At 63.7% G+C, this 25,643-nt stretch carries 26 protein-coding genes; 8 read left to right on the plus strand and 18 right to left on the minus strand.

Annotated elements, in window-relative coordinates; translation table 11 throughout:
- The first annotated feature begins 333 nt into the window (after positions 1 to 333).
- The 4 genes from DIE13_RS12690 to DIE13_RS12705 all read left to right on the plus strand — a co-directional run bounded on the left by DIE13_RS12690 (position 334) and on the right by DIE13_RS12705 (position 4,127).
- Positions 334 to 1,551, plus strand: coding sequence for a DUF2863 family protein (locus tag DIE13_RS12690; protein ID WP_124827547.1), 1,218 nt, complete (start codon positions 334 to 336; stop codon positions 1,549 to 1,551).
- A 210-nt stretch (positions 1,552 to 1,761) separates the two neighbouring features.
- Positions 1,762 to 2,598, plus strand: coding sequence for a response regulator transcription factor (locus DIE13_RS12695; protein ID WP_124827548.1), 837 nt, complete (start codon positions 1,762 to 1,764; stop codon positions 2,596 to 2,598).
- Between the two features lie 70 nt (positions 2,599 to 2,668).
- On the plus strand, positions 2,669 to 3,343 hold the full coding sequence (locus DIE13_RS12700; protein ID WP_124827549.1) for an energy-coupling factor ABC transporter permease: 675 nt from the start codon (positions 2,669 to 2,671) through the stop codon (positions 3,341 to 3,343).
- Between the two features lie 139 nt (positions 3,344 to 3,482).
- Positions 3,483 to 4,127, plus strand: a complete 645-nt coding sequence (locus DIE13_RS12705; RefSeq protein WP_124827550.1) for a BspC domain-containing protein — start codon at positions 3,483 to 3,485, stop codon at positions 4,125 to 4,127.
- An 83-nt stretch (positions 4,128 to 4,210) separates the two neighbouring features.
- On the opposite strand, the gene DIE13_RS12710 is transcribed toward DIE13_RS12705, so the two are convergent.
- Both DIE13_RS12710 and yaaA read right to left on the minus strand, forming a co-directional pair.
- The gene (locus DIE13_RS12710; RefSeq protein WP_124827551.1) at positions 4,211 to 5,365 is read right to left on the minus strand and encodes a M14-type cytosolic carboxypeptidase; all 1,155 of its coding nucleotides are present in this window, start codon (positions 5,363 to 5,365) and stop codon (positions 4,211 to 4,213) included.
- 88 nt (positions 5,366 to 5,453) lie between these two features.
- The gene (gene yaaA / locus DIE13_RS12715) at positions 5,454 to 6,236 is read right to left on the minus strand and encodes a peroxide stress protein YaaA (RefSeq protein WP_124827552.1); all 783 of its coding nucleotides are present in this window, start codon (positions 6,234 to 6,236) and stop codon (positions 5,454 to 5,456) included.
- Positions 6,237 to 6,293: 57 nt separating this feature from the next.
- Here yaaA and DIE13_RS12720 point away from each other — a divergent pair, with 57 nt between their 5' ends.
- Both DIE13_RS12720 and DIE13_RS12725 read left to right on the plus strand, forming a co-directional pair.
- Positions 6,294 to 6,791 carry a putative toxin-antitoxin system toxin component, PIN family gene (locus tag DIE13_RS12720; RefSeq protein ID WP_124827553.1) on the plus strand — a complete coding sequence of 166 codons (498 nt, stop codon included), beginning with the start codon at positions 6,294 to 6,296 and terminating at the stop codon, positions 6,789 to 6,791.
- Between the two features lie 32 nt (positions 6,792 to 6,823).
- Positions 6,824 to 7,996 (plus strand): pyridoxal phosphate-dependent aminotransferase, encoded by a 1,173-nt coding sequence (locus DIE13_RS12725; RefSeq protein ID WP_124827554.1) that lies wholly within the window; start codon positions 6,824 to 6,826, stop codon positions 7,994 to 7,996.
- 30 nt (positions 7,997 to 8,026) lie between these two features.
- Here the strand turns inward: DIE13_RS12725 and DIE13_RS12730 are convergent, their stop codons facing one another.
- Complete coding sequence (locus tag DIE13_RS12730) at positions 8,027 to 8,683, minus strand: glutathione S-transferase (protein ID WP_124827555.1); 657 nt, start codon at positions 8,681 to 8,683, stop codon at positions 8,027 to 8,029.
- A 210-nt stretch (positions 8,684 to 8,893) separates the two neighbouring features.
- Between DIE13_RS12730 and DIE13_RS12735 the strand changes: the two genes are divergently transcribed.
- Positions 8,894 to 9,685: an oxepin-CoA hydrolase, alternative type gene (locus tag DIE13_RS12735; protein ID WP_124827556.1), complete on the plus strand. Its 792-nt coding sequence runs from the start codon at positions 8,894 to 8,896 to the stop codon at positions 9,683 to 9,685.
- A 162-nt stretch (positions 9,686 to 9,847) separates the two neighbouring features.
- A complete protein-coding gene (locus tag DIE13_RS12740; RefSeq protein WP_124827557.1) occupies positions 9,848 to 10,540 on the plus strand; it encodes a glutathione binding-like protein in 693 nt (230 codons plus the stop codon).
- 51 nt (positions 10,541 to 10,591) lie between these two features.
- On the opposite strand, the gene DIE13_RS12745 is transcribed toward DIE13_RS12740, so the two are convergent.
- The 15 genes from DIE13_RS12745 to nuoG all read right to left on the minus strand — a co-directional run bounded on the left by DIE13_RS12745 (position 10,592) and on the right by nuoG (position 25,560).
- Positions 10,592 to 11,068, minus strand: coding sequence for a MaoC family dehydratase (locus DIE13_RS12745; RefSeq protein WP_124827558.1), 477 nt, complete (start codon positions 11,066 to 11,068; stop codon positions 10,592 to 10,594).
- On the minus strand, positions 11,065 to 11,526 hold the full coding sequence (locus DIE13_RS12750; RefSeq protein WP_124827559.1) for a MaoC family dehydratase: 462 nt from the start codon (positions 11,524 to 11,526) through the stop codon (positions 11,065 to 11,067). Before DIE13_RS12750 ends, DIE13_RS12745 begins: the two co-directional genes overlap by 4 nt.
- Positions 11,527 to 11,560: 34 nt before the next feature.
- Positions 11,561 to 12,694 carry an acyl-CoA dehydrogenase family protein gene (locus tag DIE13_RS12755; protein ID WP_124827560.1) on the minus strand — a complete coding sequence of 378 codons (1,134 nt, stop codon included), beginning with the start codon at positions 12,692 to 12,694 and terminating at the stop codon, positions 11,561 to 11,563.
- 66 nt (positions 12,695 to 12,760) lie between these two features.
- Positions 12,761 to 13,957, minus strand: a complete 1,197-nt coding sequence (locus DIE13_RS12760; RefSeq protein WP_124827561.1) for an acyl-CoA dehydrogenase family protein — start codon at positions 13,955 to 13,957, stop codon at positions 12,761 to 12,763.
- 54 nt (positions 13,958 to 14,011) lie between these two features.
- Positions 14,012 to 14,434 carry a DUF1178 family protein gene (locus tag DIE13_RS12765; RefSeq protein WP_124827562.1) on the minus strand — a complete coding sequence of 141 codons (423 nt, stop codon included), beginning with the start codon at positions 14,432 to 14,434 and terminating at the stop codon, positions 14,012 to 14,014.
- A 135-nt stretch (positions 14,435 to 14,569) separates the two neighbouring features.
- The gene (locus DIE13_RS12770; protein WP_124827563.1) at positions 14,570 to 15,160 is read right to left on the minus strand and encodes an NUDIX domain-containing protein; all 591 of its coding nucleotides are present in this window, start codon (positions 15,158 to 15,160) and stop codon (positions 14,570 to 14,572) included.
- 43 nt (positions 15,161 to 15,203) lie between these two features.
- A complete protein-coding gene (locus tag DIE13_RS12775; protein ID WP_124827564.1) occupies positions 15,204 to 15,500 on the minus strand; it encodes a DUF2818 family protein in 297 nt (98 codons plus the stop codon).
- Positions 15,500 to 16,954, minus strand: coding sequence for an NADH-quinone oxidoreductase subunit NuoN (gene nuoN / locus DIE13_RS12780; protein ID WP_175751225.1), 1,455 nt, complete (start codon positions 16,952 to 16,954; stop codon positions 15,500 to 15,502). The genes DIE13_RS12775 and nuoN overlap by 1 nt, the downstream gene beginning before the upstream one ends.
- Before the next feature lie 36 nt (positions 16,955 to 16,990).
- Complete coding sequence (locus DIE13_RS12785; protein WP_124827565.1) at positions 16,991 to 18,481, minus strand: NADH-quinone oxidoreductase subunit M; 1,491 nt, start codon at positions 18,479 to 18,481, stop codon at positions 16,991 to 16,993.
- A 15-nt stretch (positions 18,482 to 18,496) separates the two neighbouring features.
- Positions 18,497 to 20,551, minus strand: coding sequence for an NADH-quinone oxidoreductase subunit L (gene nuoL / locus DIE13_RS12790; protein WP_124827566.1), 2,055 nt, complete (start codon positions 20,549 to 20,551; stop codon positions 18,497 to 18,499).
- A 17-nt stretch (positions 20,552 to 20,568) separates the two neighbouring features.
- On the minus strand, positions 20,569 to 20,874 hold the full coding sequence (gene nuoK, locus DIE13_RS12795; RefSeq protein ID WP_004185739.1) for an NADH-quinone oxidoreductase subunit NuoK: 306 nt from the start codon (positions 20,872 to 20,874) through the stop codon (positions 20,569 to 20,571).
- Between the two features lie 19 nt (positions 20,875 to 20,893).
- Positions 20,894 to 21,544 (minus strand): NADH-quinone oxidoreductase subunit J, encoded by a 651-nt coding sequence (locus tag DIE13_RS12800; protein WP_096507613.1) that lies wholly within the window; start codon positions 21,542 to 21,544, stop codon positions 20,894 to 20,896.
- A gap of 113 nt (positions 21,545 to 21,657) precedes the next feature.
- Positions 21,658 to 22,146, minus strand: coding sequence for an NADH-quinone oxidoreductase subunit NuoI (nuoI, locus tag DIE13_RS12805; RefSeq protein WP_006398806.1), 489 nt, complete (start codon positions 22,144 to 22,146; stop codon positions 21,658 to 21,660).
- 15 nt (positions 22,147 to 22,161) lie between these two features.
- Positions 22,162 to 23,229 carry an NADH-quinone oxidoreductase subunit NuoH gene (gene nuoH / locus DIE13_RS12810; RefSeq protein WP_096507614.1) on the minus strand — a complete coding sequence of 356 codons (1,068 nt, stop codon included), beginning with the start codon at positions 23,227 to 23,229 and terminating at the stop codon, positions 22,162 to 22,164.
- On the minus strand, positions 23,230 to 25,560 hold the full coding sequence (gene nuoG / locus DIE13_RS12815) for an NADH-quinone oxidoreductase subunit NuoG (RefSeq protein WP_124827567.1): 2,331 nt from the start codon (positions 25,558 to 25,560) through the stop codon (positions 23,230 to 23,232). It abuts the gene before it with no gap.
- Positions 25,561 to 25,643 lie beyond the last annotated feature (83 nt).

Raw genomic sequence — 25,643 nt, forward strand, 5'->3', positions numbered from 1 at the left:
GCAGAGAAGCGAGATTATGAACCGCTTTTTCCAGATCGTCAACAACTTTTTTAACTGCTTCGTCGCGACGGCTGGGGGTTCAACTCCGTGTGCGCCAAGGCTTTGCAACAACCTCGACCGCACCGCTTCCCTTCTTCCCCCACGCCGTGTTTCCGTTAGCGCGAAAGAGGCGTGATTCTATGCACCCGCCGCCGATCGCGCAAGATGTTTCAATGCATTTTTTTGCATGCCCCTCGCTTCGGCCTTCCGGCCCTGCCCGAGCACGAGAGCGCTTATGGTGCAAAGAACGGACTAGAATGTGAGGTTCTTCGCCTCCTTCTATACGTATTTAATATGCGCCAGCGAATCGCCAAACGCCTCCCCCCCGACGCCGACAAACTGGTCGGCCTGTCGCTTGCGCTCTTCGCCTCGGGCAGCCGCATCGAGGATCGCTTCTGGGAAGCGAAGCTCGATGTGCTGCTCGCCAAGATCGTTCGCAACGGCAACCAGACCACGCTCGACGCCGCACTCGACCATCTGCAGCAGAATCATCCCGATGCATATGGCGCGCTCGCCGACATGGCCGAGACGCACAGCGAGTCGATGGTGATCGAGCACGATGGCCAGCCGCATGACGCGCTGCTGGTCGCCGTCCCCGTTCTCGCCTGGACGCGCTACATGATTCCGTCGGGTCCGCTCAAGGGTGACGTCGCCGACGCGCTGCGTACGCACCTGCAAGCACACGTGCTCGCGAGCGGCACGCTCGTCGGGCTCGCACCGTTCCTGTACAGCATCGACCAGTTGCCGCGGCACCATGTCGAAACTTACCGGCTCGCGCAACAACTCGCCCATGCGGCAATCGGTCAGCATGCCGCGAAGCTGAGTTTCGGCGACCTGCCCGAAACTTCGCCGATTCTGGCCGACCCGCGCTTTCTGCTCGCCGTCGTCGCTGCACCGGCCGGCGCGCCACTGTTCCGCTGGCAGGAAGAAGAACACGGCGACCGGATCGAACGCGGCCAGTGCCTCGAGCAATGGACGGCCCAGGGCGGCCCGAACCTGTCGGTTGCCCTCCCCGGCTGCGAGTTCGAATGCCTGCTTCCGGACGCGTACTATTCGGCCTGCCGTGATGCAGACGAACGCATTCGTCCGCACACCGTCAGAACGGCCATCCGTTATCTTTTCGACACACTTGGTGCGGCGCCGCAGGAACTGCGTGCGGTGGTCGCCGGCTTCGGCGAACGCAGGATCGACGAGTATCGCGTCGCTTTCACGCGCCGCGCCAGCAACGACGTGATCTACGGCGTCGTGTGGCCGCTCTACGGCCGCGAGAACGGCGACGTGTCGATCGACAGCGCAACGCTCGAAGGCGAAGCGCCAATCGACGGGCCACTCGAAGAAATCGTGAGTCTGCTGAAGGAGTGCGGTGTAACCGACGTCCGCCGGCACGCGGGCCGCTTCGAACCCGAGTACTGCGACGACTGCGGCGTGCCCCTGTACGCCGATCCGCTCGGCGAAATCGTCCACGCGGAAATGCCGGAAGACGCGTCCCCCGCACAGCCGCACTTTCACTGATCCGCACTGCAGGCCCACAGCGCCTGCCCGCACGAAGCCGCTCCCGGTTCCAGCCGGAGCGGCTTTTTTCTCGTCCGCATTTCCGGCACCGGAAATTTCAGACTTTTCCTAAGCCTTTCAGCCAAGCAGACATCGTGTAAGGTATTTGTCATTATCGAGGCCCACGGCATGCAGACGGCAGCCCAATGAATTACCTTACGGAGGTTGAATATGCGGTTCCTGGTGCTGAACTCAGACGCCGAGCGGCGTGATGGACTGAAGGCCCTGCTACGGCAGATCGACCGTCATGCCAGCATCAACGATGCGCCCGACGGTTTCCAGGCGCGCCGACTGCTGCGCACCCAGCGTTTCGACCTCGTTGCGATCGACTGGCTGGACGTCGGCCGGCTCAGCGAACTTCAGGCGCTCTGCAGCGCCTGCTCGCCGACGCCTGCCGCGGTGCTGATCGACGAATCCACGCCGGAAGCCATCCAGCGCTTCTTCAACTACGGCGTCGCGGGCGTAATCCCGCACTCGACCCGGCCGCACCTGATCGTGCGCGCACTCGAAATGGTGATGCTGGGCGGTCATTACATTCCGCCCATCGCGCTCAGCCTGTTGCCGTCCGCAGCAGCAGCACGCCACGCCCCCCATTTCCAGACGCTCGCCGGATCGCTGCCGCGCCGCCCGCCAACCGGCCTGCTGTCACCGAGACAGGCGCAGATCATGCGATTCGTTCATATGGGCAGTACCAACAAGATGATCGCCCGTACGCTCGGCATCAGCGAAGGCACGGTGAAGATCCACCTCGCCAGCATCTTCCAGCAGCTCGGCGCGGCAAATCGCGCCGCCGCGGTTGCGATCTACAACGGCTGGCTGTCGCCGCACCTCGAGGTATTGCTGGCGAACCGCGATCGCGTGCGCAAGCCCGTCATCGGCGAACGCGGGCCGGTTCCGCTGCGTGCGCAACGGAACAACCGTGCATACCCGTTGCCTGCCGCGAACGCAGGCGCCCCGGATCTGCCGCTCGCGGCCGAGCCGACGCCGCGGTTTCGGCGCGAACGCTAGCCGTATCGATATTGCGACGGTCGGCATGTGCGGATTCCCACCTTTGATGCTCAACGAGTAATATGAACACATGGGTTTTCTTTTCACACCGCTTCCGTTCTGGGTTGGCGTCGGTGGCTGGATCGCCGCCGTGGCGCTGCTCGCGCTCGCGATCTGGAAGCGTCCCTTCGTCCGACTACAGGACGCAACGCTCCAGCACGTGTGGCTCGCGCTTGTCACCGCGATCACGGTTCTCTGGGCCTCGAATGCATGGCTCGAGGACGGCATCGTCATGCATCTGCTCGGCGCGACGCTGCTCGTCACACTGTTCGACTGGACGCTCGCGCTGATCGGGATGGCTGCCGTCACGGCCGTTGCCGCGATCGTCTTCGACGCGCCGTGGCAAGGCATCGGCCTCACCTATCTGGTCTACGGCGCGCTACCGGTCGCCGTGTCCGCGTTGCTGCAGCGCGCCGCGATCGCGTGGCTGCCGCATAACCTCGCGTCGTTCATTACCGGCCAGGGATTTCTGTCGCCGGCCATCGCGATCATCACGGTCGCCGCGGCCGCAGCCGGCGTGCAGCTCGCGCTCGCGGACGGCGTGCCCGTCGTGATTCCCGCCGGCTATCTGCTGAACACCGCGCTGCTCGCGCTGGGCGAAGCATGGTTCACCGGCATGGCGACTGCGCTTATCGCCGTATATCGCCCGGCATGGGTCACGACGTTCGACGTTCGACGCTATCGTCTCGGCGGTCCGCGCGCGTGAATGCGCTTCGTGTTGCCGTGCGGGCAACGCATGCCGCCCCCATCACCCGCGGCCCGGCAGAGTGCGGCACCTACTGCCGCACATCTTTTTTACGCTAAGATTGAACTCCTGTTCTCCATCGGGCATCTATACGTGCCCGATGCCTCATTCGCTCCTCACCAATAACCAGATGGACAGCTCTCCTGCCTCGCTCAGGTTTTTCCGGGCGCTCGGCAAGCTGGCGGCCTGTGTCGCGGGCCTGTCGCTTGCGCTTCCGGCACCGGTATTCGCCGACCTCCTCGACCAGCGCTCCGAACTGATCAACAAATTCGTCAACGACATGCACGCCGATCCGATCGTCGCCGATTGTGCGGCGCACGGCAGCTTCATCGCCAGCACGTCGTCGGCCTTCGATCGTGTCGACTTCGCACCGAACGCATTCGACAGCGGCAATGCCACGATCACGCCGTGGAACGACTCGTTCGATCAGGGCAAGCAGCGCGTGAAGGTCGACAACATCGTTACCGTGAATGGCCTCGGCATCCATAGCGACGGCAGCGACCCGACACCGTTGAAATTTCGCTGCGGCTATGTGGGTCAGCAAATGCTTGCATTCAGCTGGAACGATCCCGTTCCGCCGCTGAAGCCGCACGTTGAACGCCCGTCGTCGACGAAGAAATTCAAGGGTAAATCGCACCGCGGTAAGGTCAAGGCAACGGGCCGCACCGGCAAGAAGGCGGTTGCAACAAAGAAATCAGGCGGCCAGAAGAAAGCCGTGAAAAAGAGAACCGCGAAGAAGTCCTGATACGACGGAGCGGCAACGACAGAAGCAAAAAGGCCGGGGCATCATGCGATGCCCCGGCCTTTTTCATTTCAACGAAAGCGCGCTTACGCGAACTTTTCGACGTGCACGAGGATCGCCGCCAGCATTGCCGCACCCAGCGCCGCGCTACGCTCGCCGTTCCAGCCAACCCGCTCGTCGGGCAGGTTCGCGTTGTCCTTGAACGGCATCTCTAGCGTCAGCGACAGGCAGCCGAACTGATGACCGATGTACTTCGATGCAAGCTTGAGCGCATCTTCCTTGTACTTGCTCGCCGCATAACCATGCTCGGTCTGGAAATCCGGGCTCGCGACCTTGAACGCTTCGATGAACGCGGTCTGCTCGTTGCCCTGCTGCTCGGTGAAACTCGGCAGCATCTCCGAACCGGCGACGAACACGTACGGCAGATCCTCGTCGCCATGGATGTCGAAGAACATGTCGCAGCCGATCGCATGGAGCGCATCGCGCACGGCCAGCACTTCGGGGCTGCGCTCGGCGTCGGGCTCCATCCACTCGCGGTTCAGGTTCGCGCCCGCCGCATTGGTGCGCAGGTTGCCGTGCACGCTACCGTCCGGATTCATGTTCGGGACGATGTAGAACGTCGCGCGGTCGTAGAGCTTGCGCGCCACCGGATCGCCCGCCCAGTCGCCCCATCCGGCCAGGCGCTTGACGAGCCCTTCGACGAACCACTCGGCCATCGTCTCTCCGGGATGCTGGCGCGCGATGATCCACACCTTCTTCTTCGGCGCGTCGTCGACTTCGGGCGTGCCGAGCGTCAGCAGCGACATCGGACGGCCTTCGACCGTGCGCCCGAGCTCGACGACGCTCGCCTGCGGCAACTGCTGGACCGCACCGAGAAACGCCGCATGACGCTCTTCCGAATACGGCTCGAAATATGCGTAGTAGATGCTGTCGAATTCGGGCGTGTGGTCGATGGTCATCGTCTTGCCGTCGAACGTCGTCGGCACGCGGAACCAGTCGACCCGGTCGTAGCTCGCGACCGCGCTGTAGTTGCGCCATCCGGACGGATACGCGCACTCGGCCGCATTCTCGAACGACATCACGCACCGCTCGCCGCGCGCGCCCGTCAGGCGATAGTAGAACCACTGCGCAAATTCCGAGCGGCTGTCGCCGCGCACGCGCAGCCGGATCGCGTCCGGGCTGTCGCACGACACGACGTCGATTGCGCCCGCGTCGAAATTGCTGGTGATCGAAAGGGTCATCTGTCTCTCCAGTTGCGACCGGAACGGACTGTTTGCCGCCTGCCCGGCCACATGCATGCACCGGCCGTCTCGTGAACGGCCGGCAGGGTCACTCGCCGACTCGCCGGCGATATACGTAAGTCGAATCGTTCGATGCGGCGGCATCGAACGCGTAGTCTTCCACCGCGAAATCCTTCAGCGCCGCCGGATCGGCGATGCGATTCTCGACGATATAGCGCGCCATCAGGCCGCGTGCGCGTTTCGCGTGGAAGCTGATGATCTTGTAGCGGCCGCCCTTCCAGTCCTCGAATACCGGCGTCACGACGGGTGCGGCCAGCAGTTTCGGCTTGACCGACTTGAAGTACTCGGTCGACGCACAGTTGATCAGCACGCGCGCCGCGCCGGTGCGCGTCTCGAGTTGTTCGTTAAGCGCGTGCGTGATCCGGTCGCCCCAGAACGCATATAGATCCTTGCCGCGCGCGTTCGCGAAACGGGTACCCATTTCGAGCCGGTAAGGCTGCAGCAGGTCGAGCGGACGCAGCAGCCCGTACAGGCCCGACAGCACGCGCACGTGCTGCTGCGCGTAATCTAGATCGGTGGCCGACAGCGATTTCGCGTCGAACCCTTCGTACACGTCGCCATTGAATGCGAGCACCGCCTGCTTCGCATTGGCCGGCGTGAAGACCGGCGACCAGTCCGCGTAGCGCTGAAAGTTCAGGCGTGCGAGCGGATCGGAAATATCCATCAGCGTCGCGATGTCCTGCGGCGACAGCTTGCGCAGGCCGTCGATCAATTCCGACGCGTCGTCGACGAATGCAGGCTTCGTGTAAGACGGCACGTGCGCGGGCGTATCGTAGTCGAGGGATTTGGCTGGAGAGAGAACGATTATCATAGAGGCTCGCTGGCACGCCGTGCCTTGCGGTCAGACGAAAACCACCGATTGTAACGAATGACCCGCTCCCTCGCCCCACACGCCGCACATCGCGTCGTACTCGACTCGAACGTCTGGATCGACATACTCGTATTCGACGACCGTGCCACACGCCCGATCCGGGCGGCACTCGAATGCGGCACGCTGGCCGCCGTGATCGACAGCCGCTGCCTGAACGAACTCGAACTCGTGCTCGACTATCCGCAGTTCCAATCGCGCGCAATCGACAAGGCCGCGGCGCTCGCGACCGTCGCCCGCCTGACGAGCCTCGTGGAGCCGCCGCCCGTCGACGCCGACGCGCCGCCGCTGCCGAAGTGCAAGGATCGCGACGATCAGAAGTTCCTTGAGCTTGCGCGCGCCGCACAGGCCGAATGGCTCGTGTCGAAGGACCGCGCGCTGCTCAAGCTCGCGAAGCGCACCGCACGCGACTTCGGCTTCCGGATCGCGCAACCCGCCCCGTTTTCCGAAGCCTGCGCGCTCGACGCCGCGCCGGCCAACGCCACCACGCCGGCCTGACGCGCCTGGCGCCACCGATTGCGACCGTATCGATGAACGCTCCTTCCGACATGCCTACGACTCCCGTTTTCCCCTCTCGCCTGCCAAACGTCGGCACAACGATCTTCACGGTCATGAGCGCGCTCGCCGCCGAAAAAGGCGCAGTGAACCTCGGCCAGGGCTTCCCCGATTTCGACTGCGATCCGCGCATAGTCGACGCAGTCGCGACCGCGATGCGCAACGGCCACAACCAGTATCCGCCGATGGCCGGGGTCGCACCGTTGCGCGACGCGATCGCGGACAAGATCGCGCAGGTCTACGGCCGGCGCTACGATCCGGCCACCGAGATCACGGTGACGGCCGGCGCGACGCAGGCGCTGCTGACGGCAATCCTGTGCGCAGTGCATCCGGGCGACGAAGTGATCGTCGTCGAACCGACCTACGACAGCTACCTGCCGTCGATCGAACTCGCGGGCGGCAAACCGGTATTCGTCACGCTCGAAGCGCCCGACTATGCGATCCCGTTCGATCGGCTCGCCGCCGCGATCACGCCGAGGACGCGAATGATCATGATCAACACGCCGCACAACCCCACCGGCACCGTGTGGCGCGAGGCCGACATGCGCAAGCTCGAGGAGATCGTACGCGGCACCAACGTACTGATCCTGTCGGACGAGGTCTACGAGCACATGGTCTATGACGGCGCGCGGCACGAGAGCGTCGCGCGCTACCCGGAACTGGCCGCGCGCAGTTTCATCGTGTCGAGTTTCGGGAAGACCTATCACGTGACGGGCTGGAAGGTCGGCTATGTCGCGGCACCAGCCGCACTGACCGCGGAGTTTCGCAAGGTCCATCAGTTCAACGTGTTCACGGTGAACACGCCGATGCAGATCGGGCTCGCCGACTATCTGCGCGACCCGGCGCCGTACCTGACGCTGCCCGACTTCTACCAGAAGAAGCGCGACTTCTTCCGTGCCGGTCTCGAGCGCACGCGCTTCAAGCTGCTGCCGTGCCCGGGCACGTATTTCCAGTGTGTCGACTATTCGGCAATCAGCGACCTGCCGGAAGCCGAGTTCTCGAAGTGGCTCACATCGGAGGTCGGCGTGGCCGCGATTCCGGTGTCGGCGTTCTATCACGAGCCGCACGAATCGGGCGTCGTACGCTTCTGCTTCGCCAAGCAGGAAAGCACGCTCGCGTCCGCACTCGAACGACTCGCGCGCCTGTAAGTCCAGCAGCGGCGCCGCCCCGGGCCGCGCTTACGAACGCGCGGCGTTCATCGCATCCATATACACCTTGCGATCGGCCGCCACGCGCTGCGCGGCCGGCCGCTCGCCGACCATCTTCGCGTGCGCCTTCCAGTCGATACTCGCGTCAACCAGGAAATCGCGGCCATATATCGCCTTCGTCGCCATCCCGATCACCGGCAGATGAATCGACGCGGCGATGTCGGCAAGGCTGAACGAATCGCCAAGCACATAAGGCGAGAACTGCGCCATCCGCTTGAACGCATCGATCGCGCGCGGCAGGCGCTTCTCGACATGCGCCTTCATGCCGTCGCTCACCTTGCCGCCGAAAAACGCTTCCGTATAGACCTCGCGCGCGATCCATTCGAGATACAGTTCGAGCGTCTCGACGAGTTCACGCACCTTTGCGGCAGCAAACGGGCTCGACGGGAAAATGGCTTTCTCGGGATACCGCGCAGCCAGATACTCGACGATCACCTGCGATTCGAACAGCGCGCCCTCTTCGGTCTTCACGAACGGAATCTTGCCGAGCGGCGAATCGACGAGCAGTGCCGGATCGCTGATCGGCAGACCGCATGTCACTTCCTCGAACGGGATGTCGTGCTCGAGCAAAACGAACTTCACCTTGTTGTAGTAGTTGGACAACGGAATACCGCACAGCTGTAGCATCGGAGTCTCCTTCGTTGCGAAGCGCGGCCGCTGCGATACCGGCCGCATCGGGATGCGTCGCGCTGAAAAGCACGTCCGTGCTAGTCTAAAGCAGTTTCGCGTCCGTCATGACAACATTGCATCCGCTGCGACAACACCCTCATGTGCATGCGCCAGCACGCGCGCAATGCACGGCGCCGCAGCCGCACCATCCGATGGAGACACACTCGCATGAGCGCTGAACTGCTGGCCTCACGTCCGCCCGAGAGCGAATCGACGCTCGTCCTCACGCTGTCCAATCCCGGTGCGCGCAACGCGCTGCATCCCGACATGTACGCGGCCGGCGTCGAAGCGCTCGCTACCGCCGAGCGCGATCCCGCGATTCACGCCGTCGTGCTCACGGGGGCCGATCGTTTCTTTTGCGCAGGCGGCAACCTGAACCGGCTGCTCGACAACCGTTCGAAGGATCCGTCCTATCAGGCCGACAGCATCGATCAGCTCGCCACGTGGATCAGCGCGATCCGCGCATCGACGAAACCCGTGATCGCAGCGGTCGAAGGCGCGGCCGCCGGCGCGGGCTTCTCGCTCGCACTCGCTTGCGACTTGATCGTTGCCGCGCATGACGCGAAGTTCGTGATGTCGTATGCGCGCGTCGGCCTCACGCCCGATGGCGGCGGTTCGTGGTTCCTCGCCCGCGCGTTGCCGCGCGCGCTTGCGGCCGAAATCCTGTTCGAGGGGAAGCCGGTCGCCGCCGAACGCCTGCATGCGCTCGGCGTCGTCAATCGCCTCGCCCTACCCGGCGCGGCGCTGTCCGACGCGCTCGCGTGGGCCGACTCGCTCGCCGGCATCTCGCCTAACGCACTCACACGCATCAAGTTACTGCTCGACGATGCAACCGCGCAACCGCTCGAAGCGCATCTCGGCACCGAGCGCGATCACTTCGTCGCATCGCTGCATCATGCGGACGCGTTCGAAGGCATCACCGCATTTCTCGAGAAGCGTCAGCCTCGCTACAAACGCTGATCCGGCAGCGTCGACGCCGTTCAAGCGGCGTCGACGCTGCCGCAACGGCACGCAGGCCCAGCGTTCCCGCCGTCTGCGGCCCGCGTCGATCCATGCTCTAATGTCCGCTTGTCACGGCGCCCTGTCGGCGCCGTTTTCGCGCATGCCATGAAGGAGTTGACGATGATCGACGTCTATAGCTGGGCGACCCCGAACGGCCACAAGGTACACATCATGCTCGAGGAAACCGGCCTCGCGTATCGTGCACATCCGGTCGATATCGGCGCCGGCGACCAGTTCAAGCCCGAATTCCTGAAAATCAGCCCGAACAACAAGATCCCCGCGATCGTCGATCCGGACGGCCCCGGCGGCAAGCCGATCTCGCTGTTCGAATCAGGTGCGATCCTCGTCTACCTCGCGGAAAAAACCGGCAAGTTCCTCCCGACCGATCCGGCCGCGCGCTACGCGACACTCGAATGGCTGATGTTCCAGATGGGCGGCGTCGGCCCGATGCTCGGACAAGCGCACCACTTCCGCATGTACGCGCCGGAGAAGATCGAATATGCGGTCAATCGCTACACGAACGAGGCGAAGCGCCTGTACAACGTCATGGAAAAACGCCTCGGCGAATCCGAATATCTCGCCGGCGACGCGTACACGATTGCGGACATCGCGACGTTCCCGTGGACGCGTTCATGGCAGAACCAGGGCATCGTGCTCGACGAACTGCCGAACGTGAAGCGCTGGCACGAGGCGATCGCCGCGCGACCGGCCGTGCAGCGCGGCGTCGAAGTGCTCGCCTCGTTGCGCAAGGCATTGCAGGACGACAAGGCGCGCGAGATGCTGTTCGGCGCAACGCAATACGCGAAGCACTGAACGAACCCGCGCAGAACGACGCGGCGGCATCCGTGGATGCCGCCGCGTGCGTCAGAAGTAATGCAGCGTGATGAACTCCGCCGCACAAACGAGCAGCGGTGCGTCGGGACGCTCGGCCTGCACCGACACCGACCACGTCACCTGTACGCCGCCCTGCGCGGCCTCCGAGGTTTCCTTCGCCGCGAACAACGCACGCACGCGTGTGCCGACCGGCACCGGCTTCAGGAACCGCACGCGATTCAGTCCATAGTTCACGCCCATCGTCTGCTCGAAGCGCATCGCGTCGACCATCAGCGCCGGAATCAGCGACAGCGTCAGAAACCCGTGCGCGATCGGACCGCCAAACGGCGACTCTTTGCGTGCGCGCTCGGGATCGACGTGAATCCACTGGTGATCGCCCGTCGCGTCGGCGAAGCGGTCCACGCGCGGCTGGTCGATCTCGACCCAGCCGCTCGCGAGCGGCTCCGCACCGACCCGCGCATGCAGCGCCTCGGGTGACGCGATCAACGGCAATGTCACGTCCGTCATGCGTTCGCCCCTTCCGGATGACGCAACCCGAAGATCACCTTGGTATGCACGGTGATCACGGTCTCGCCGTCGCCGTTGATGCCGACCCACTCCGTCGACACGATGCCGCGATCGGGCTTGCTCGCCGACACGCGTTTGTCGTGGACCTTCTGGTACATCGTGATCGTATCGCCCGCGCGCACGGGTTTGAGCCAGCGAATCGAGTCGATGCCGGGCGACCCCATGCTGGTCGAATCCGGCCCCAGCTTCTTGATGAGCAGGCTCATGAACACCGAACACGTATGCCAGCCGCTCGCGACCAGTCCGCCGAACGGCGATGCCTTGCCGGCTTCCTCGTCGAGGTGGAACGGCTGTGGATCGTAGCGTTGCGCGAACGCCTTGATGTCGTCGGCCTCGAACGTGTAGCGGCCGATCTCCGTGTTGCTGCCTACCGCCAGATCTTCGTAACTGATACCCACTGTATGTCTCCTGTGGCGCGCTCGCGCGTCGCCGTCATGCCGCGTCGGCTTGCGCGAAATCCGGCAGTGCCGCGATGCGCGCAAGGTGATGATCGGTGTCGCCGAGCGTCGTCTCGATGATCGACAGCCGCTTGAACAGATGCGCGGCGGCAACTTCGTTGGTCACGCCCATGCCGCCGTGCAATTGCACGGCCTGCTGGCCGACGAAGCGCGCGGCTGCGCCGACGCGCGCCTTCGCGGCCGAAACCGCCTTGCGGCGTGCATCGGCGTCGCTGGCCGCGTAGCGCACCGCGGCCAGGTAAGTCAGCGAACGCGCCTGCTCCGCATGGATCAGCATGTCGACCATCCGGTGCTGCAGTGCCTGGAAACGCGCGATCGGTACGCCGAACTGCTCGCGCGTCTTCGTGTATTCGACTGTCGCCCGGTTCAGTTCGTCGAGCGCGCCGACCGCTTCCGCGCACAGCAGGAAGGTCGCATAGTCGGCGATCTGCTCGAGTGCGGCCGCATCGCGCGCACTGCCCGCGAGCAGCCGCGCAGGCGTTTCGTTCAGTTCGATGGTCGCGGCGCGCTGCCCGTCGATCGTCCGGTAGTCGATCGCCTTCGCGCCCGCTGCATCGCGCTCGACGACGAACAGACCGATGCCGCCGCCATCGGCGCGCGCGGGTACGATCCACGCATGCGCCTGTGCGCCATGCTGAACGACCGACTTGGTGCCGGTCAGCCGGTACGTGCCGCCCTGTTCATGTGCGTGCGTATCGAGTTCGTACAGATCGTAGCGCGCCCGCGGTTCGTGGAACGCGACCGCCAGCCGCTTCTGCCCTTGCGCGACAGCCTCCAGCAACGCTGCGTCGTCGCCCGTGCCGGAACCCGCGACTCGCAGCGCCTCGATGCCGACCGCCGTCGCCCAGTACGGCTCGACGACGAGTGCGCGGCCGAGCTCCTGCATCGCGACCAGCATGTCGACCGGGCCGCCGCCGAATCCGCCTTGCGCGTCCGGTACCGGCAACGCGGTCAACCCGAGTTCCGCAAACGCGTGCCATTGCGCGTCCGACACACCCGCATCGCTGCGCACGATGGCCTGACGTGCGTCGAACCCGTATTGCTCGCCGAGATAACGACGCAGCGCGTCGGCGAATTGCTGCTGCTCATCGGTAAAGCTGAAATCCATCGTTGTCTCCTGTTGGCCAGAGCGGCACTTTGACGCCCGACTCTCGCCCCATGCGTCGCGGCCGGCTCACAGCCCCAGAATCATCTGCGCGATGATGTTCTTCTGAATCTCGTTCGAACCGCCGTAGATCGAGGTCTTCCGATAGTTGAAGTAGTACGCGGCGAGCGGCGCCGCATCGTCGTCGCCCGCGATGCCGTGCTCACGCTCGCCTTCGAGGAACGGCACGTCGAACGGTGCGGCAAGCGGACCGATCGCCTCGAACATCAATTCGGTGAGCGCCTGCTGCACTTCGGTGCCCTTGATCTTCAGCATCGACGCCTCGGGGCCCGGCCCCTTGCCGCTCGTCTCGCGGCTCACCACGCGCAGCACCGTCACCTCGAGCGCCATCAACTCGACTTCGAGCGCCGCGACCTTCGCGGCAAACACGGGGTCGGCGAGCAACGGCTTGCCGTTCTTGCGCTGGTTCGACGCCACCCGCTTCAGGAACACGAGCTCGCGCTTGGACGCGCCGACGCGCGCGATGCCGGTACGCTCGTGGCCCAGCAGGTATTTCGCGTAGGTCCAGCCGCGGTTTTCGTCGCCGACGAGGTTTTCGACGGGCACCTTCACGTCCTCGAAGAACACCTCGTTGACCTCGTGGTCCTCGTCGAGTGTGATGATCGGGCGCACCGTGATGCCGGGCGCCTTCATGTCGATCAGCAGGAACGAGATGCCCTCCTGTTTCTTCGCCGCCGGGTCGGTACGCACGAGGCAGAACATCATGTCGGCATACTGGCCGAGCGTCGTCCAGGTCTTCTGACCGTTGACGACGTAGTAGTCGCCGTGGCGCTCGGCACGCGTGCGCAGCGACGCAAGGTCCGACCCGGAACCCGGCTCCGAGTAGCCCTGGCACCACCAGTCGGTACCGTCGAGAATGCGCGGCAGATAATGGCGCTTCTGCGCTTCGCTGCCGTATTTCATGAGCACCGGTGCGACCATCGACACGCCGAACGGCAGCACGGTCGGCGCGCCGATGCGCGCGCACTCCTCGTCCCAGATGTGCCGCTGCGTCGCGTTCCAGCCCGGGCCGCCATATTCGGTCGGCCAGGCAGGCGCGGACCAGCCGCGCTGGCCGAGAATTCGGTGCCAGCTCGCGAAGTCCTCGCGGCCGAGTCGTTTGTGATCGAGTACTTTGGCGCGCAGTGCGTGAGGCAGATTCGCCTCGAGCCAGGCGCGGACGTCAACGCGGAATGCGTCGTCGGCGGGGGAATAATCCAGATCCATGCGCAGTGTCTCCTCGCCGCGGCCGTCCGGCCCGGCGAGGACACGCTGCGTATGTCATTGCAGCGGTTCTTTCAGCGCGGCAGGAATCGGCAACGGCATCACTTCGATGCCTTCTTCGGCGAGGGATTGCGCATCCTCCGGCGTCGTGACGCCACGAATGCTGCGCGCGGGCGCCTCGTTGTAATGGATGCGCCGCGCTTCCTCGGCGAAGCGCTCGCCCACGTTCTCGGTCTTCTCCAGCACCTCGCGCAGCGCGCGCATCGCCTGCGCCTGGAGCGCACGCGGATCGGCCGGCTTGGTCTGCGTCGCGCCCGACAGGTTCAGGCGCGGCGCCGACGGCATCCGGTTGATCTCGGTCGTCCCGCACACCGGGCATTCGACCAGCTTGCGAGACAACTGCGCTTCGAATTCATCGGCGGAAGCGAACCAGCCTTCGAACCGATGACCGTGCGGGCACTGTAAATCGAGGACCTTCATGCTGAATCGGGGCGTGTGACGAGTGTAGCGCAAAAAGCGCTTTTGTGAACGATCGTGCTAAACTAGAGTCGCGCGACCGGAAGCGGCCGCGTCACACGATTGTAACGCGGCGCCCTGCCCGCCGCTGACGTGCCGTCAGGGCGTCTGGACCGGGCCTAGCGGCCACGTGCCGGACAGCACCTTGTCGAGCCACATCGTGCCGATGATCGTCTTCACGTCGGTGATCTGGCCGGTGCGCACCCATTCTTGCAGGTCGGCCTGCGTCGCCGTGAAGGTTTCGAGAAATTCGCCTTCGTCGAGCTTGCGCTCGCCGGCGGTCAGCCCACGTGCGAGGTACAGGTCGATGAATTCGGTCGAGTAGGAAATGATCGGGTGAATCCGGGCCAGGAACACGTATTCGCGTGCCGTGTAGCCTGTTTCTTCACGCAGCTCGCGCACCGCACAGGCGAGCGCACCTTCGTTCGGATCGAGCTTGCCGGCCGGAAATTCGGCCATGACCTTGCCGATCGGATAGCGATACTGGCTTTCCATCAGCACGCGGCCGTCGTCGAACAGCGGGATCACCATCACCGCGCCAGGGTGCTGGACGTATTCGCGCGTGGCTTGCTTGCCGTCCGGCAGGCGGACGGTATCGCGCTTGAGCTTGAGGAACGAGCCTTCGAAAATCGCCTCGCTCTCGAGGCAGGTTTCGGTCAGTACGGCATCGTGATTGGGAAGTTCGGCCATCGGGTTGCTCCGGGGAAATGGGCACGCGACGGCCGAAGGCCCGTCAGCGTCGTTTGACTAGATACTGGAACGTGAAGCCGGGGAACGCGAACACGACGAACAGACTGAACGTGATCGCGTAAAACTGCCAGCCTTGTTCGAAGCGGTTGCCGGCGCGCGACTCGAGCCAGAAGCCGAGTGCGCCGACGACGAAATACAGCACGATCAGCTCGCCGATCCGAACCCACGCGCTCTTCTTCGTCGCGCCGGTCGGCACGACGGCGAAGATGCGTTGGTTCAGGAACGGCACGTTGGCGCATACGAACGCCAACAGCACAATGAACCAGCCGGCTGCCGACATTACAGCGGCAGCGTGTGACGGATCGCCTGCAGGCAGGCCGTCAGCAGCGGGCTCGGGATCAGACCGAGCACGACGACCGCAAGGCCGTTCACCACGAGCAGCGTGCGCTTGCAGAAGTCGCCGGTGATCGGAGCCGTGTCCTGCGGTGCATCGAAGTACATCAGCTTGACGATACGCAGGTAGTAGAACGCGCCGAACAGCGACGTGATCACGGCCAGCACGGCCAGCCACGTCAGACCTGCGTTGACGGTCGCCTCGAGCACCGCGAGCTTCGCGTAGAAGCCGACGGTCGGCGGAATGCCGGCCAGCGAGAACATCATGACCATCATCACGAACGCGAACACCGGGCTGCGCTTGTTGAGGCCCTTGAAGTCGTCGATCGTGTCCGCTTCGAAATCGCGGCGTGCGAGCAGCATCACCACGCCGAACGAGCCGAGCGTCGTGATCAGGTAGACGATCGCGTAGAACATCGCCGAGCTGTACGCGCTCGCCGGTGCGGCCGCGTCGCCCTTCACGATGCCTGCGAGCAGGCCGAGCAGCACGAAGCCCATGTTCGAGATCGCCGAGTACGCGAGCATCCGCTTGACGTTGCGCTGGACGATACCGGTGATGTTACCGACGATCAGCGACAGCGCGGCGAGGATCACGAGCGCGGTCTGCCAGTTCTGTGCGAGCGGCAGCAGGCCCATCACCAGGAAACGCAGGCCCCACGCAAACGCGGCAACCTTCGGGCCGCCGCCGACGAACAGCGTCATCGCGGTCGGTGCGCCCTGGTAGACGTCCGGTACCCACATGTGGAACGGCACGGCGCCGAGCTTGAACGCGATACCGGCGACGATGAAGATCACGCCGAACATCAGCACGGCAGCGTCGGTGTTGCCGCCAACCGCCTTGTACACCTCGCCCAGCTCGAGCGAGCCGGTCGCGCCGTAGAGCATCGAGATGCCGTACAGCACGAAGCCCGACGCGAGCGCGCCCAGCACGTAGTACTTCATCGCGGCTTCGCTCGACTGAGCTGCATCGGGACGCAGCGCGATGATCGCGTACAGCGACAGCGACATCAGTTCGAGGCCGAGGTACAGCGTCAGGAAGTTGTTGCCCGACACCATCACCAACTGACCGAGCAGCGAGAACATGCCGAGCAGGAACACGTCGCCGCGGAACATGTCACGGTCTTCGAGGTACTTGCGCGAATAGACGAGCGTGACCGCGAAGCCGATCGACACGACGGCCTTCATCATGCTCGCGAACGAGTCGACGACGACCATCCGCGAGAAGAAGTAGTACTGCTGCGGATCCAGCGCCTGCACGGCGAACCATACGCCGGCGACGACCGACGAAACCACCGCGATCAGATAGGTGAGGCGGCGGCCAGCGGCACCCGTAAAGGTGTCGTTCAGCCATGCGACGACGATGGCGACCATCACCAGCGCGTCAGGCAACAGGACATTCATAGGAGCATTCATGATTTTGATTTCCTCCGCTCGCGATTACTGCGCCAGCGGCAGCTTAGACTGCGCGACGTGGGAGAGGAGGTTTTCCACGGAAACGTGCATCACGTCGGTGAAAGGCTTCGGATACAGGCCCATCAACAGCGTGAACGCGGCAAGCACGGCCAGCATCAGGAACTCGCGACTGCCGATGTCCTTCAGTTTGGCAACGTGATCGTTCGCAACCGCGCCGAAGTACACGCGCTTGTACATCCACAGCGTGTAGGCGGCGCCGAGGATCAGCGTGAACGCTGCGCCGAACGCGATCCAGAAGTTGTACTGGACGGCTGCGAGAATCACCATGAACTCGCCGACGAAACCCGAGGTGCCCGGCAGGCCGCAGTTGGCCATCGAGAACAACATCGCGAACGCCGCGAACTTCGGCATCACGTTCACGACGCCGCCATAGTCGGCGATCTGGCGCGAATGCAGGCGGTCGTACAGCACGCCGATACACAGGAACATCGCACCCGACACGAAGCCATGCGAGATCATCTGGATGATCGCGCCTTCGACGCCGAGCTGATTGAAGATGAAGAAACCGAGCGTGACGAAGCCCATGTGCGCGATCGACGAATACGCGACCAGCTTCTTCATGTCGGCCTGCACCATCGCGACGAGGCCGATGTAGATCACCGCGATCAGCGACAGCGTGATCACGACCGGCGCCAGGAAGTGGCTTGCGTCAGGCGTGATCGGCAGCGAGAAGCGCAGGAAACCGTACGCGCCGAGCTTCAGCATGATCGCTGCCAGCACGACCGAGCCGCCCGTCGGCGCTTCCACGTGCGCGTCCGGCAGCCACGTGTGCACCGGCCACATCGGCACCTTCACCGCGAACGCGAGGAAGAATGCAATGAACAGCAGGATCTGCGGCGTCATTGCGATCTTCGCGTCCTGCCACGTCGCGAGGTCGAACGAATGCGTATGCGTGTACAGGTAAATCAGCGCGACCAGCATCAGCAGCGAACCGGCCAGCGTGTACAGGAAGAACTTGAATGCCGCGTACACGCGATTCGGACCGCCCCACACACCGATGATGATGTACATCGGAATCAGGGTCGCTTCGAAGAAAACGTAGAACAGCAGGCCGTCGGCCGACGAGAACACGCCGATCATGATCCCCGAGAGGATCAGGAACGCCGCGAGGTACTGCGCGACGTTCTCGGTGATTACTTCCCACGCGGCGATCACGACGATTACCGTGATCAGCGCGGTCAGCACCACGAACCACATCGACAGGCCGTCGACCCCCAGGTGATACGAGATGTCGAAGCGTTCGATCCAGGTCGAATGCTCGACGAACTGCAGCGCTGCCGTGCTCGAGTCGAAGCCCGTGATCAGCGGAATCGTGACCGCGAGCCCGAGCAGCGAACCGATCAGAGCGACCCAGCGGGCCGCCCCCGGCTTTCTGTCGTTACCCACCACGAGCACGAGGAGGCCGAAAACGATCGGCAGCCAGATCGCGGTACTGAGAATCGGAAAAGCGTGCATTAGTTGTCCCCCGTCTTATTTGCCGCCCAGCGTCACAAACAGGGTCAGGAGCCCCAGCATGCCGATGATCATGGCGAACGCGTAGTGGTAGATGTAACCGGATTGCAGGAAGCGGATCACGCTGGCGAACCAGCCGATGAACCGGGCGCTGCCGTTCACGAGGCCGTCGATCACCACGACGTCACCCTCCTTCCACAGGCCCCGGCCGATCGCCACCGAACCACGGGCGAACACCACCTCGTTGATCTTGTCCATGTAGTACTTGTTGTCGAGCAGCGTGTAGATCGGGCCGAACGCGCGGCGGATCGACGCCGGCAGCTCCGGACGCTTCAGATACAGGAACCACGCGACAACCACACCGGCGAGCGCCAGCCACACCGGCAGGCCCGACACCGAGTGCAGGCCCATGCCCACCCAGCCGTGGAACTCCTCGGCCATTTCGGCCAGTGCCGGATGGTTCGCGCCGATGAAGATCACCTTGTCGAACGCGACGCCGTGCTGGAAGAAATCGCCGAACAGCATCGGGCCGACCGCGATCGCACCAATGATCACCGACGGGATCGCCAGCAGGACCAGCGGCACCCACACGACCCACGGGGTCTCGTGCGGCTCGTGCGCGTGGTCGTCATGACCGTGGCCATGGCCGTGATCGTCGTGACCGTGTGCGGCCGCCATGCCCATCGGCGATTCCGGATGCTTCGGCTTGCGGAAACGCTCTTCTCCGTGGAACACCAGGAAGTACATGCGGAACGAGTACAGCGCCGTGACGAACACGCTCGCGACCACTGCGAAGTACGCGAAGCCCGAACCCGGCAGGTGCGACAGCTTCACCGCGTCGATGATCGAGTCCTTCGAGTAAAAGCCCGAGAAGAACGGCGTACCGATCAGCGCCAGCGAACCGACGAGCGACGTGATCCACGTGATCGGCATGTACTTGCGCAGACCGCCCATATTGCGCATGTCCTGGTCGTGGTGCATGCCGATGATCACCGAACCGGCTCCAAGGAACAGCAGCGCCTTGAAGAACGCGTGCGTCATCAGGTGGAACACGGCGACCGGGTAAGCCGACACGCCGAGCGCAACCGTCATGTAACCGAGCTGCGACAGCGTCGAGTACGCGACGACACGCTTGATGTCGTTCTGCACGATGCCGAGGAAGCCCATGAACAGCGCCGTGATCGCACCGATCACCGTGATGAACGACAGCGCGGCGTCCGACAGTTCGAACAGCGGCGACATGCGCGACACCATGAAGATGCCGGCCGTCACCATCGTCGCCGCGTGAATCAGCGCGGAGATCGGGGTCGGGCCTTCCATCGAGTCGGGCAGCCACACGTGCAGCGGGAACTGTGCCGACTTGCCCATCGCGCCGATGAACAGGCAGATACAGGCGACGGTCAGCAGGCCCCAGTCGGTGCCCGGGAAGTGCAGGCTCGCGAGCTCCGCGCGCTTCGCGAACACTTCGCCGTAGTTCATCGAACCCGCGAACGCGAGCAGCAGGCCGATGCCCAGCAGGAAGCCGAAGTCGCCCACGCGGTTCACGAGGAACGCCTTCATGTTCGCGTAGATCGCGCTTTCACGCGTGAAGTAGAAGCCGATCAGCAGGTACGACACCAGACCCACCGCTTCCCAGCCGAAGAACAGCTGCAGGAAGTTGTTGCTCATCACGAGCATCAGCATCGAGAACGTGAACAGCGAGATGTACGAGAAGAAGCGCTGGTAGCCGTCTTCTTCCGACATGTAGCCGATCGTGTAGATGTGCACCATCAGCGAGACGAAGGTCACGACGACCATCATCATCGCGGTCAGCGAATCGACGAGGAAACCGATTTCAAGTTTCAGCGAACCAACGTTCATCCACTGATAGACGGTCGCGTTGAAGCTCGCGCCCCCCATCACGTCGAGGAAGACTTTCGCCGACAGCAGAAATGCGATCAATACGCCGAGGATCGTGATCCGGTGTGCGCCCTTACGCCCTACAGCGTTCCCGAACAGCCCCGCAATCAGCGAGCCGGCCAGCGGAGCGAGCGGAATCGCCAGCAGCAGGTTTTCATTGAGTGTCGTTGACATAACAGCGTTACCTGAAATTAGCCCTTGAGCTGATCGAGATCCTCGACATTGATCGTGTCGAGCTTACGGAACAGGGTCACCAGAATCGCGAGACCGATCGCCGCTTCCGCTGCTGCGACGGTCAGCACGAAGAACACGAAGATCTGGCCGTGTACATCGCCGAGGTAGTGAGAAAACGCGACGAAGTTGGTGTTCACCGCCAGCAGCATCAGTTCGATCGCCATCAGGATGATGATGATGTTGCGGCGGTTGAGAAAGATCCCGACGATCGCGATCGCAAAGAGGATCGCGCCGAGCACGAGGTAGTGAGCAAGAGTCAACATGATTTTCTTTTTCCTCCGCTTAGCCGTTGGTGCTCGTACCGGCTTCGCTCTGCGCCGTTTCCGGCTGCGGCTTTTCCGCTTCCATCTTCACGAGGCGCACGCGGTCGGCGCGACGCACCTTGACCTGATCCGACACGCGCTGGCGCTTGCTGTCCTTGCCCTTGCGCTCGGTCAGCCCGATCGCGGCGATGATCGCGACCAGCAGCACGAGGCCGGCGATTTCAAACGCGAAGATGTAGTCGGTATAGATCACCTTGCCGATCAGTCGCGTGTTCGACCAGTCGGCCATCGCGCCCGTCGCCATCGCATGCGCCGAGTGCGTGTCGCCGTAGCCGCGCCACAGGATCAGCGCGGTCTCGACCACGATGATCGCGCCAACCACCGTTGCCATCGGCACGAAGCGCTTGAAGTCGCGACGCAGGTAATCGACGTTGATGTCCAGCATCATCACGACGAACAGGAACAGCACCATCACCGCGCCCACGTACACCAGCACCAGCAGGATCGCAAGGAACTCCGCTTCCAGCAACATCCAGATCGCGGCGGCGTTGAAGAACGCCAGCACAAGGAAAAGCGCAGACGCCACCGGGTTGCGCGAAGTGATCACCTTCAGCCCTGATACCACCAGGAGCAGCGCGAAGATGTAGAACAGTACGGTCGTGAATTCCATGATTACCGGTTCATCGTTAGGCCATAGTCAGGCGCGGCTTGCGGAACGCTCTCGCGTGCCGCCCCCGTCGCGGCGGCTGGCCCGTTGATGCCGGGCCGGCACTGCAAACACAATCAACGATACGGCGCGTCGGCAGCCTTCGCCGCTGCGATGTCCTTCTCGTAACGATCGCCCACTGCGAGCAGCATTTCCTTCGTGAAATACAGGTCGCCGCGCTTTTCGCCGTGGTACTCGAGAATCTGCGTCTCGACGATCGAATCGACCGGGCAGCTCTCTTCGCAGAAACCGCAGAAGATGCACTTCGTCAGGTCGATGTCGTAGCGCGTCGTGCGACGCGTATTGTCCGCGCGCGTTTCCGACTCGATCGTGATCGCCAGGGCGGGGCACACGGCCTCGCAGAGCTTGCACGCGATGCAGCGCTCTTCGCCGTTCTCGTAGCGGCGCAGTGCATGCAGCCCGCGGAAACGCGGCGAAATCGGGGTCTTCTCTTCCGGGAACTGCACGGTGAACTTGCGCCGGAACGTGTAACGGCCGGTCAGCGCGAGCCCCTTCAGCAGCTCCGTCAGGAAGAAGGTCTTAAAGAAGTGTTGGATTGCCGTCATGATTTCGTCCGATCTTTACTTCACCCAGATGTTGAGCGGCGACATCATCCAGAAGCCGACCACGACCACCCAGATCACCGTGACGGGCAGGAACACCTTCCAGCCCAGGCGCATGATCTGGTCGTAACGGTAGCGCGGGAACGTCGCGCGAACCCAGATGAACACCGACAGCAGCGCGAATACCTTCAGCACCAGCCAGAAGATGCCCGGAATGAACGACAGGAACTCGAACGGTGCATCCCAGCCGCCGAGGAACAGCGTCGCGGCCAGCGCCGAGATCACGATCATGTTGATGTACTCGGCGAGGAAGAACAGCGCGAACGCCATACCCGAGTAATCGATCATGTGACCCGCGACGATTTCCGACTCGCCTTCCACCACGTCGAACGGGTGACGGTTCGTTTCGGCGATGCCCGACACGAAGTAGACGACGAACGCCGGCAGCAGCGGCAGCCAGTTCCACGACAGGAAGTTCACACCGTGACCGGCGAAGAAGCCGTGCTGTTGCGAGCCGACGATTTCCGACAGGTTCAGGCTGCCGGCCGTCATCAGCACGAGCACCAGTGCGAAGCCCATCGAGATTTCGTACGAAACCATCTGGGCTGCCGCACGCATCGCACCGAGGAACGCGTACTTCGAGTTCGACGCCCAGCCGGCGAGAATCACCGCGTACACGCCGATCGACGAGATCGCCATCGCATACAGCAGGCCGGCGTTCACGTTCGCGAGCACGGCTTCGGCCTGGAACGGGATCACTGCCCACACGGCAAACGCCGGCACGACGGTCATGATCGGCGCGACCAGATAGAGCCAGCGGCTGGCGGCGCTCGGCTGAATGACTTCCTTCAGCAGCAGCTTCAGCACGTCAGCGATCGGCTGCAACAAGCCGCCGGGGCCGACGCGGTTCGGGCCGAGACGCACGTGCATCCAGCCGATCAGCTTGCGTTCCCACAGAATCAGGTACGCGACGCACAGCAGGATGACGACGGCGACGACGAGGATGCGCACGAGTGCCCACACCGTCGGCCACGCGAAGCCGAGAAGCTGGGCCCCGCCCGCGTTGATCGTATCGAACAAGCTCATTTACGCCTTCTCCACCACCAGTTCACCGAACAGGCTGCCGAGCGCTGCGCCGGCAGGCGTTGCCGCCGACACGCGAACGACCGTCTCCGCAAGATTCGCGTCGCGCACGGCCGGCAACTGCACCGCACGCTCGCCTTGGCGCACGCGCACCGCGTCGCCTTCCTTCAAGCCCAGCTTGTCGAACAGCGCGGCCGGCAGGGCTGCGACGTTCGCCGCCTTCGCGGCAGCCGTCAGGTGCAGTGCACCTGCGCGGCGCACGAGTGCGTCGGCATGATAGATCGGCACGTCGGCGAGGCGCTCGAAGCTGCCGTTCGCGGCATTCGCCGCAACGCGCACTGGCGCAATTGACGTCTTGTTCGACAGACGGCTCGCGACACCTGCGTCGCCGAGCGCCGCGACACGCACGTCTTCCGCGGTCTCGTATTCGAAGTTCGGCAGGTCGAGGAGACTGCCGAGCACGCGCAGCACCTTCCACGCCGGACGCGTGTCGCCGAGCGGGCGCACGACGCCGTTGAAGCTCTGCACCGAGCCTTCGGCATTCACGTACGTACCGGCCGTTTCCGTGAACGGAGCGATCGGCAGCAAGACGTCCGCGTAATCGAGGCCGTGCTTGAACGGCGACATCACGACAACCATCTCAGCCTGGTTCAGCGCGGCAAGCGCCTGCGCCGGATCGGCCGTGTCGAATTCCGGTTCGACGTTCAGCAGCACGTAGCCCTTGCGCGGCTGCGCGAACGCTTCGCGTGCGTTCAGGCCGCCTTCGCCCGGCAGTGCGTTGACGACGTGCGCGCCGACCGTGTTCGCCGCTTCCGTCAGGAAGCCGAACGTGGCGCCGGTGTTCTCGGCGATCCACTGTGCCACGGCGTGCAGCTTCGAGAATTCCGGATGACGGACGGCCACGTTGCCGAGCAGCACTGCGCGGCGTTCGCCGTTCGCGAGCGACTGAGCGACAGCCTGGGCGGCCGGCGATGCCGTGACGCCCGCGAGCGTGTCGGGCAGCGCGACGCCGCGCAGTTGCGCAACGGCTGCAGCGATGCCTGCCAGTTCGTCGAGCCATGCCGACGGTGCGGCGACGATGCGCTTCGCGGTACGGATCAACGAGTCGTCGGCGGTCGCATGCAGGAAATGCAGCTTCGCGCCGTTCTTCGCGGCCTGACGCAGGCGTGCGGCGAACAGCGGATGATCGCGGCGCAGGAACGAACCGACGATGAACGCGGCATCCACGTTCGACAGGTCGGCGATCGGCATGCCGAGCCACGGTGCGCCCTGGACCGGCGCCGAGAAGTCCTGCTGACGCAGACGGAAGTCGACGTTCGGCGTCTTCAGTTCGTTGGCGAGCTGCTTCACGAGGAACAGCTCTTCGGCGGTGCTGTGCGCGCTTGCGAGCATCGCCAGCGCATTCGCGCCGTGATCCGCGGCGATACCCTGCAGCCCCTTCGCGACATATTCGAGCGCAGTCTGCCAGTCGGTTTCGATCCACTGGCCGCCCTGCTTCAGCATCGGCCTGGTCAGGCGCTCCTCACTGTTCAGGCCTTCGTACGAGAAACGATCCTTGTCCGAGATCCAGCATTCGTTGATTGCTTCGTTCTCGAACGGCAGCACGCGCATCACGCGGTTGTTCTTCACCTGCACGACGAGGTTCGCGCCGACGGAGTCGTGCGAGCTCACCGACTTGCGACGCGACAGTTCCCACGTACGAGCACTGTAGCGGAACGGCTTGCTGGTCAGCGCGCCGACCGGGCACAGGTCGATCATGTTGCCCGACAACTCGGAGTCGACCGTCTTGCCGACGAACGTCGTGATTTCCGAGTGTTCGCCGCGGCCCAGCATGCCGAGCTCCATCACGCCGGCGATTTCCTGGCCGAAGCGGACGCAGCGCGTGCAGTGGATGCAACGCGACATTTCTTCCATCGAGATCAGCGGGCCGACGTTCTTGTGGAACACCACGCGCTTTTCTTCCGAGTAGCGCGACGACGACTTGCCGTAGCCGACCGCCAGATCCTGCAGTTGGCATTCACCGCCCTGATCGCAAATCGGGCAGTCGAGCGGGTGGTTGATGAGGAGGAATTCCATCACCGCCTGCTGACCCTTCACGGCCTTCTCGGACTGCGTGCGAACGATCATGCCGGCCGACACGGGCGTCGCGCAGGCAGGCACGGCCTTCGGCATCTTCTCGACTTCGACAAGACACATCCGGCAGTTGGCCGCAACCGACAGTTTCTTGTGATAGCAGAAGTGAGGAATGTACGTATCAGCCTTGTGTGCAGCCTGGATCACCATGCTGCCTTCGGGCACCTCGACCTTCTTGCCGTCTATTTCAAGTTCAACCATGATGGTGAATGGTCCTTAACCTATTTTCGCCCGCTCGCGCCTTGGCCCGACCGTGCGCTCAAATTCCGCAACCCGGTGCTTCG

Origin of the sequence: Burkholderia sp. Bp9016 (assembly GCF_003857765.1) — a bacterium.
Taxonomy (GTDB): Bacteria; Pseudomonadota; Gammaproteobacteria; order Burkholderiales; family Burkholderiaceae; genus Burkholderia.

Bases quoted from the DNA above. Each gene is read 5' to 3' on its own strand.
- DIE13_RS12690 (WP_124827547.1), top strand. From the start codon at position 334: ATGCGCCAGCGAATCGCCAAACGCCTCCCCCCCGACGCCGACAAACTG.
- DIE13_RS12695 (WP_124827548.1), top strand. From the start codon at position 1,762: ATGCGGTTCCTGGTGCTGAACTCAGACGCCGAGCGGCGTGATGGACTG.
- DIE13_RS12700 (WP_124827549.1), top strand. From the start codon at position 2,669: ATGGGTTTTCTTTTCACACCGCTTCCGTTCTGGGTTGGCGTCGGTGGC.
- DIE13_RS12705 (WP_124827550.1), top strand. From the start codon at position 3,483: ATGCCTCATTCGCTCCTCACCAATAACCAGATGGACAGCTCTCCTGCC.
- DIE13_RS12710 (WP_124827551.1), bottom strand. From the start codon at position 5,365: ATGACCCTTTCGATCACCAGCAATTTCGACGCGGGCGCAATCGACGTC.
- yaaA (WP_124827552.1), bottom strand. From the start codon at position 6,236: ATGATAATCGTTCTCTCTCCAGCCAAATCCCTCGACTACGATACGCCC.
- DIE13_RS12720 (WP_124827553.1), top strand. From the start codon at position 6,294: ATGACCCGCTCCCTCGCCCCACACGCCGCACATCGCGTCGTACTCGAC.
- DIE13_RS12725 (WP_124827554.1), top strand. From the start codon at position 6,824: ATGAACGCTCCTTCCGACATGCCTACGACTCCCGTTTTCCCCTCTCGC.
- DIE13_RS12730 (WP_124827555.1), bottom strand. From the start codon at position 8,683: ATGCTACAGCTGTGCGGTATTCCGTTGTCCAACTACTACAACAAGGTG.
- DIE13_RS12735 (WP_124827556.1), top strand. From the start codon at position 8,894: ATGAGCGCTGAACTGCTGGCCTCACGTCCGCCCGAGAGCGAATCGACG.
- DIE13_RS12740 (WP_124827557.1), top strand. From the start codon at position 9,848: ATGATCGACGTCTATAGCTGGGCGACCCCGAACGGCCACAAGGTACAC.
- DIE13_RS12745 (WP_124827558.1), bottom strand. From the start codon at position 11,068: ATGACGGACGTGACATTGCCGTTGATCGCGTCACCCGAGGCGCTGCAT.
- DIE13_RS12755 (WP_124827560.1), bottom strand. From the start codon at position 12,694: ATGGATTTCAGCTTTACCGATGAGCAGCAGCAATTCGCCGACGCGCTG.
- DIE13_RS12760 (WP_124827561.1), bottom strand. From the start codon at position 13,957: ATGGATCTGGATTATTCCCCCGCCGACGACGCATTCCGCGTTGACGTC.
- DIE13_RS12765 (WP_124827562.1), bottom strand. From the start codon at position 14,434: ATGAAGGTCCTCGATTTACAGTGCCCGCACGGTCATCGGTTCGAAGGC.
- DIE13_RS12770 (WP_124827563.1), bottom strand. From the start codon at position 15,160: ATGGCCGAACTTCCCAATCACGATGCCGTACTGACCGAAACCTGCCTC.
- DIE13_RS12775 (WP_124827564.1), bottom strand. From the start codon at position 15,500: ATGTCGGCAGCCGGCTGGTTCATTGTGCTGTTGGCGTTCGTATGCGCC.
- nuoN (WP_175751225.1), bottom strand. From the start codon at position 16,954: ATGAATGTCCTGTTGCCTGACGCGCTGGTGATGGTCGCCATCGTCGTC.
- DIE13_RS12785 (WP_124827565.1), bottom strand. From the start codon at position 18,481: ATGCACGCTTTTCCGATTCTCAGTACCGCGATCTGGCTGCCGATCGTT.
- nuoL (WP_124827566.1), bottom strand. From the start codon at position 20,551: ATGTCAACGACACTCAATGAAAACCTGCTGCTGGCGATTCCGCTCGCT.
- nuoK (WP_004185739.1), bottom strand. From the start codon at position 20,874: ATGTTGACTCTTGCTCACTACCTCGTGCTCGGCGCGATCCTCTTTGCG.
- DIE13_RS12800 (WP_096507613.1), bottom strand. From the start codon at position 21,544: ATGGAATTCACGACCGTACTGTTCTACATCTTCGCGCTGCTCCTGGTG.
- nuoI (WP_006398806.1), bottom strand. From the start codon at position 22,146: ATGACGGCAATCCAACACTTCTTTAAGACCTTCTTCCTGACGGAGCTG.
- nuoH (WP_096507614.1), bottom strand. From the start codon at position 23,229: ATGAGCTTGTTCGATACGATCAACGCGGGCGGGGCCCAGCTTCTCGGC.
- nuoG (WP_124827567.1), bottom strand. From the start codon at position 25,560: ATGGTTGAACTTGAAATAGACGGCAAGAAGGTCGAGGTGCCCGAAGGC.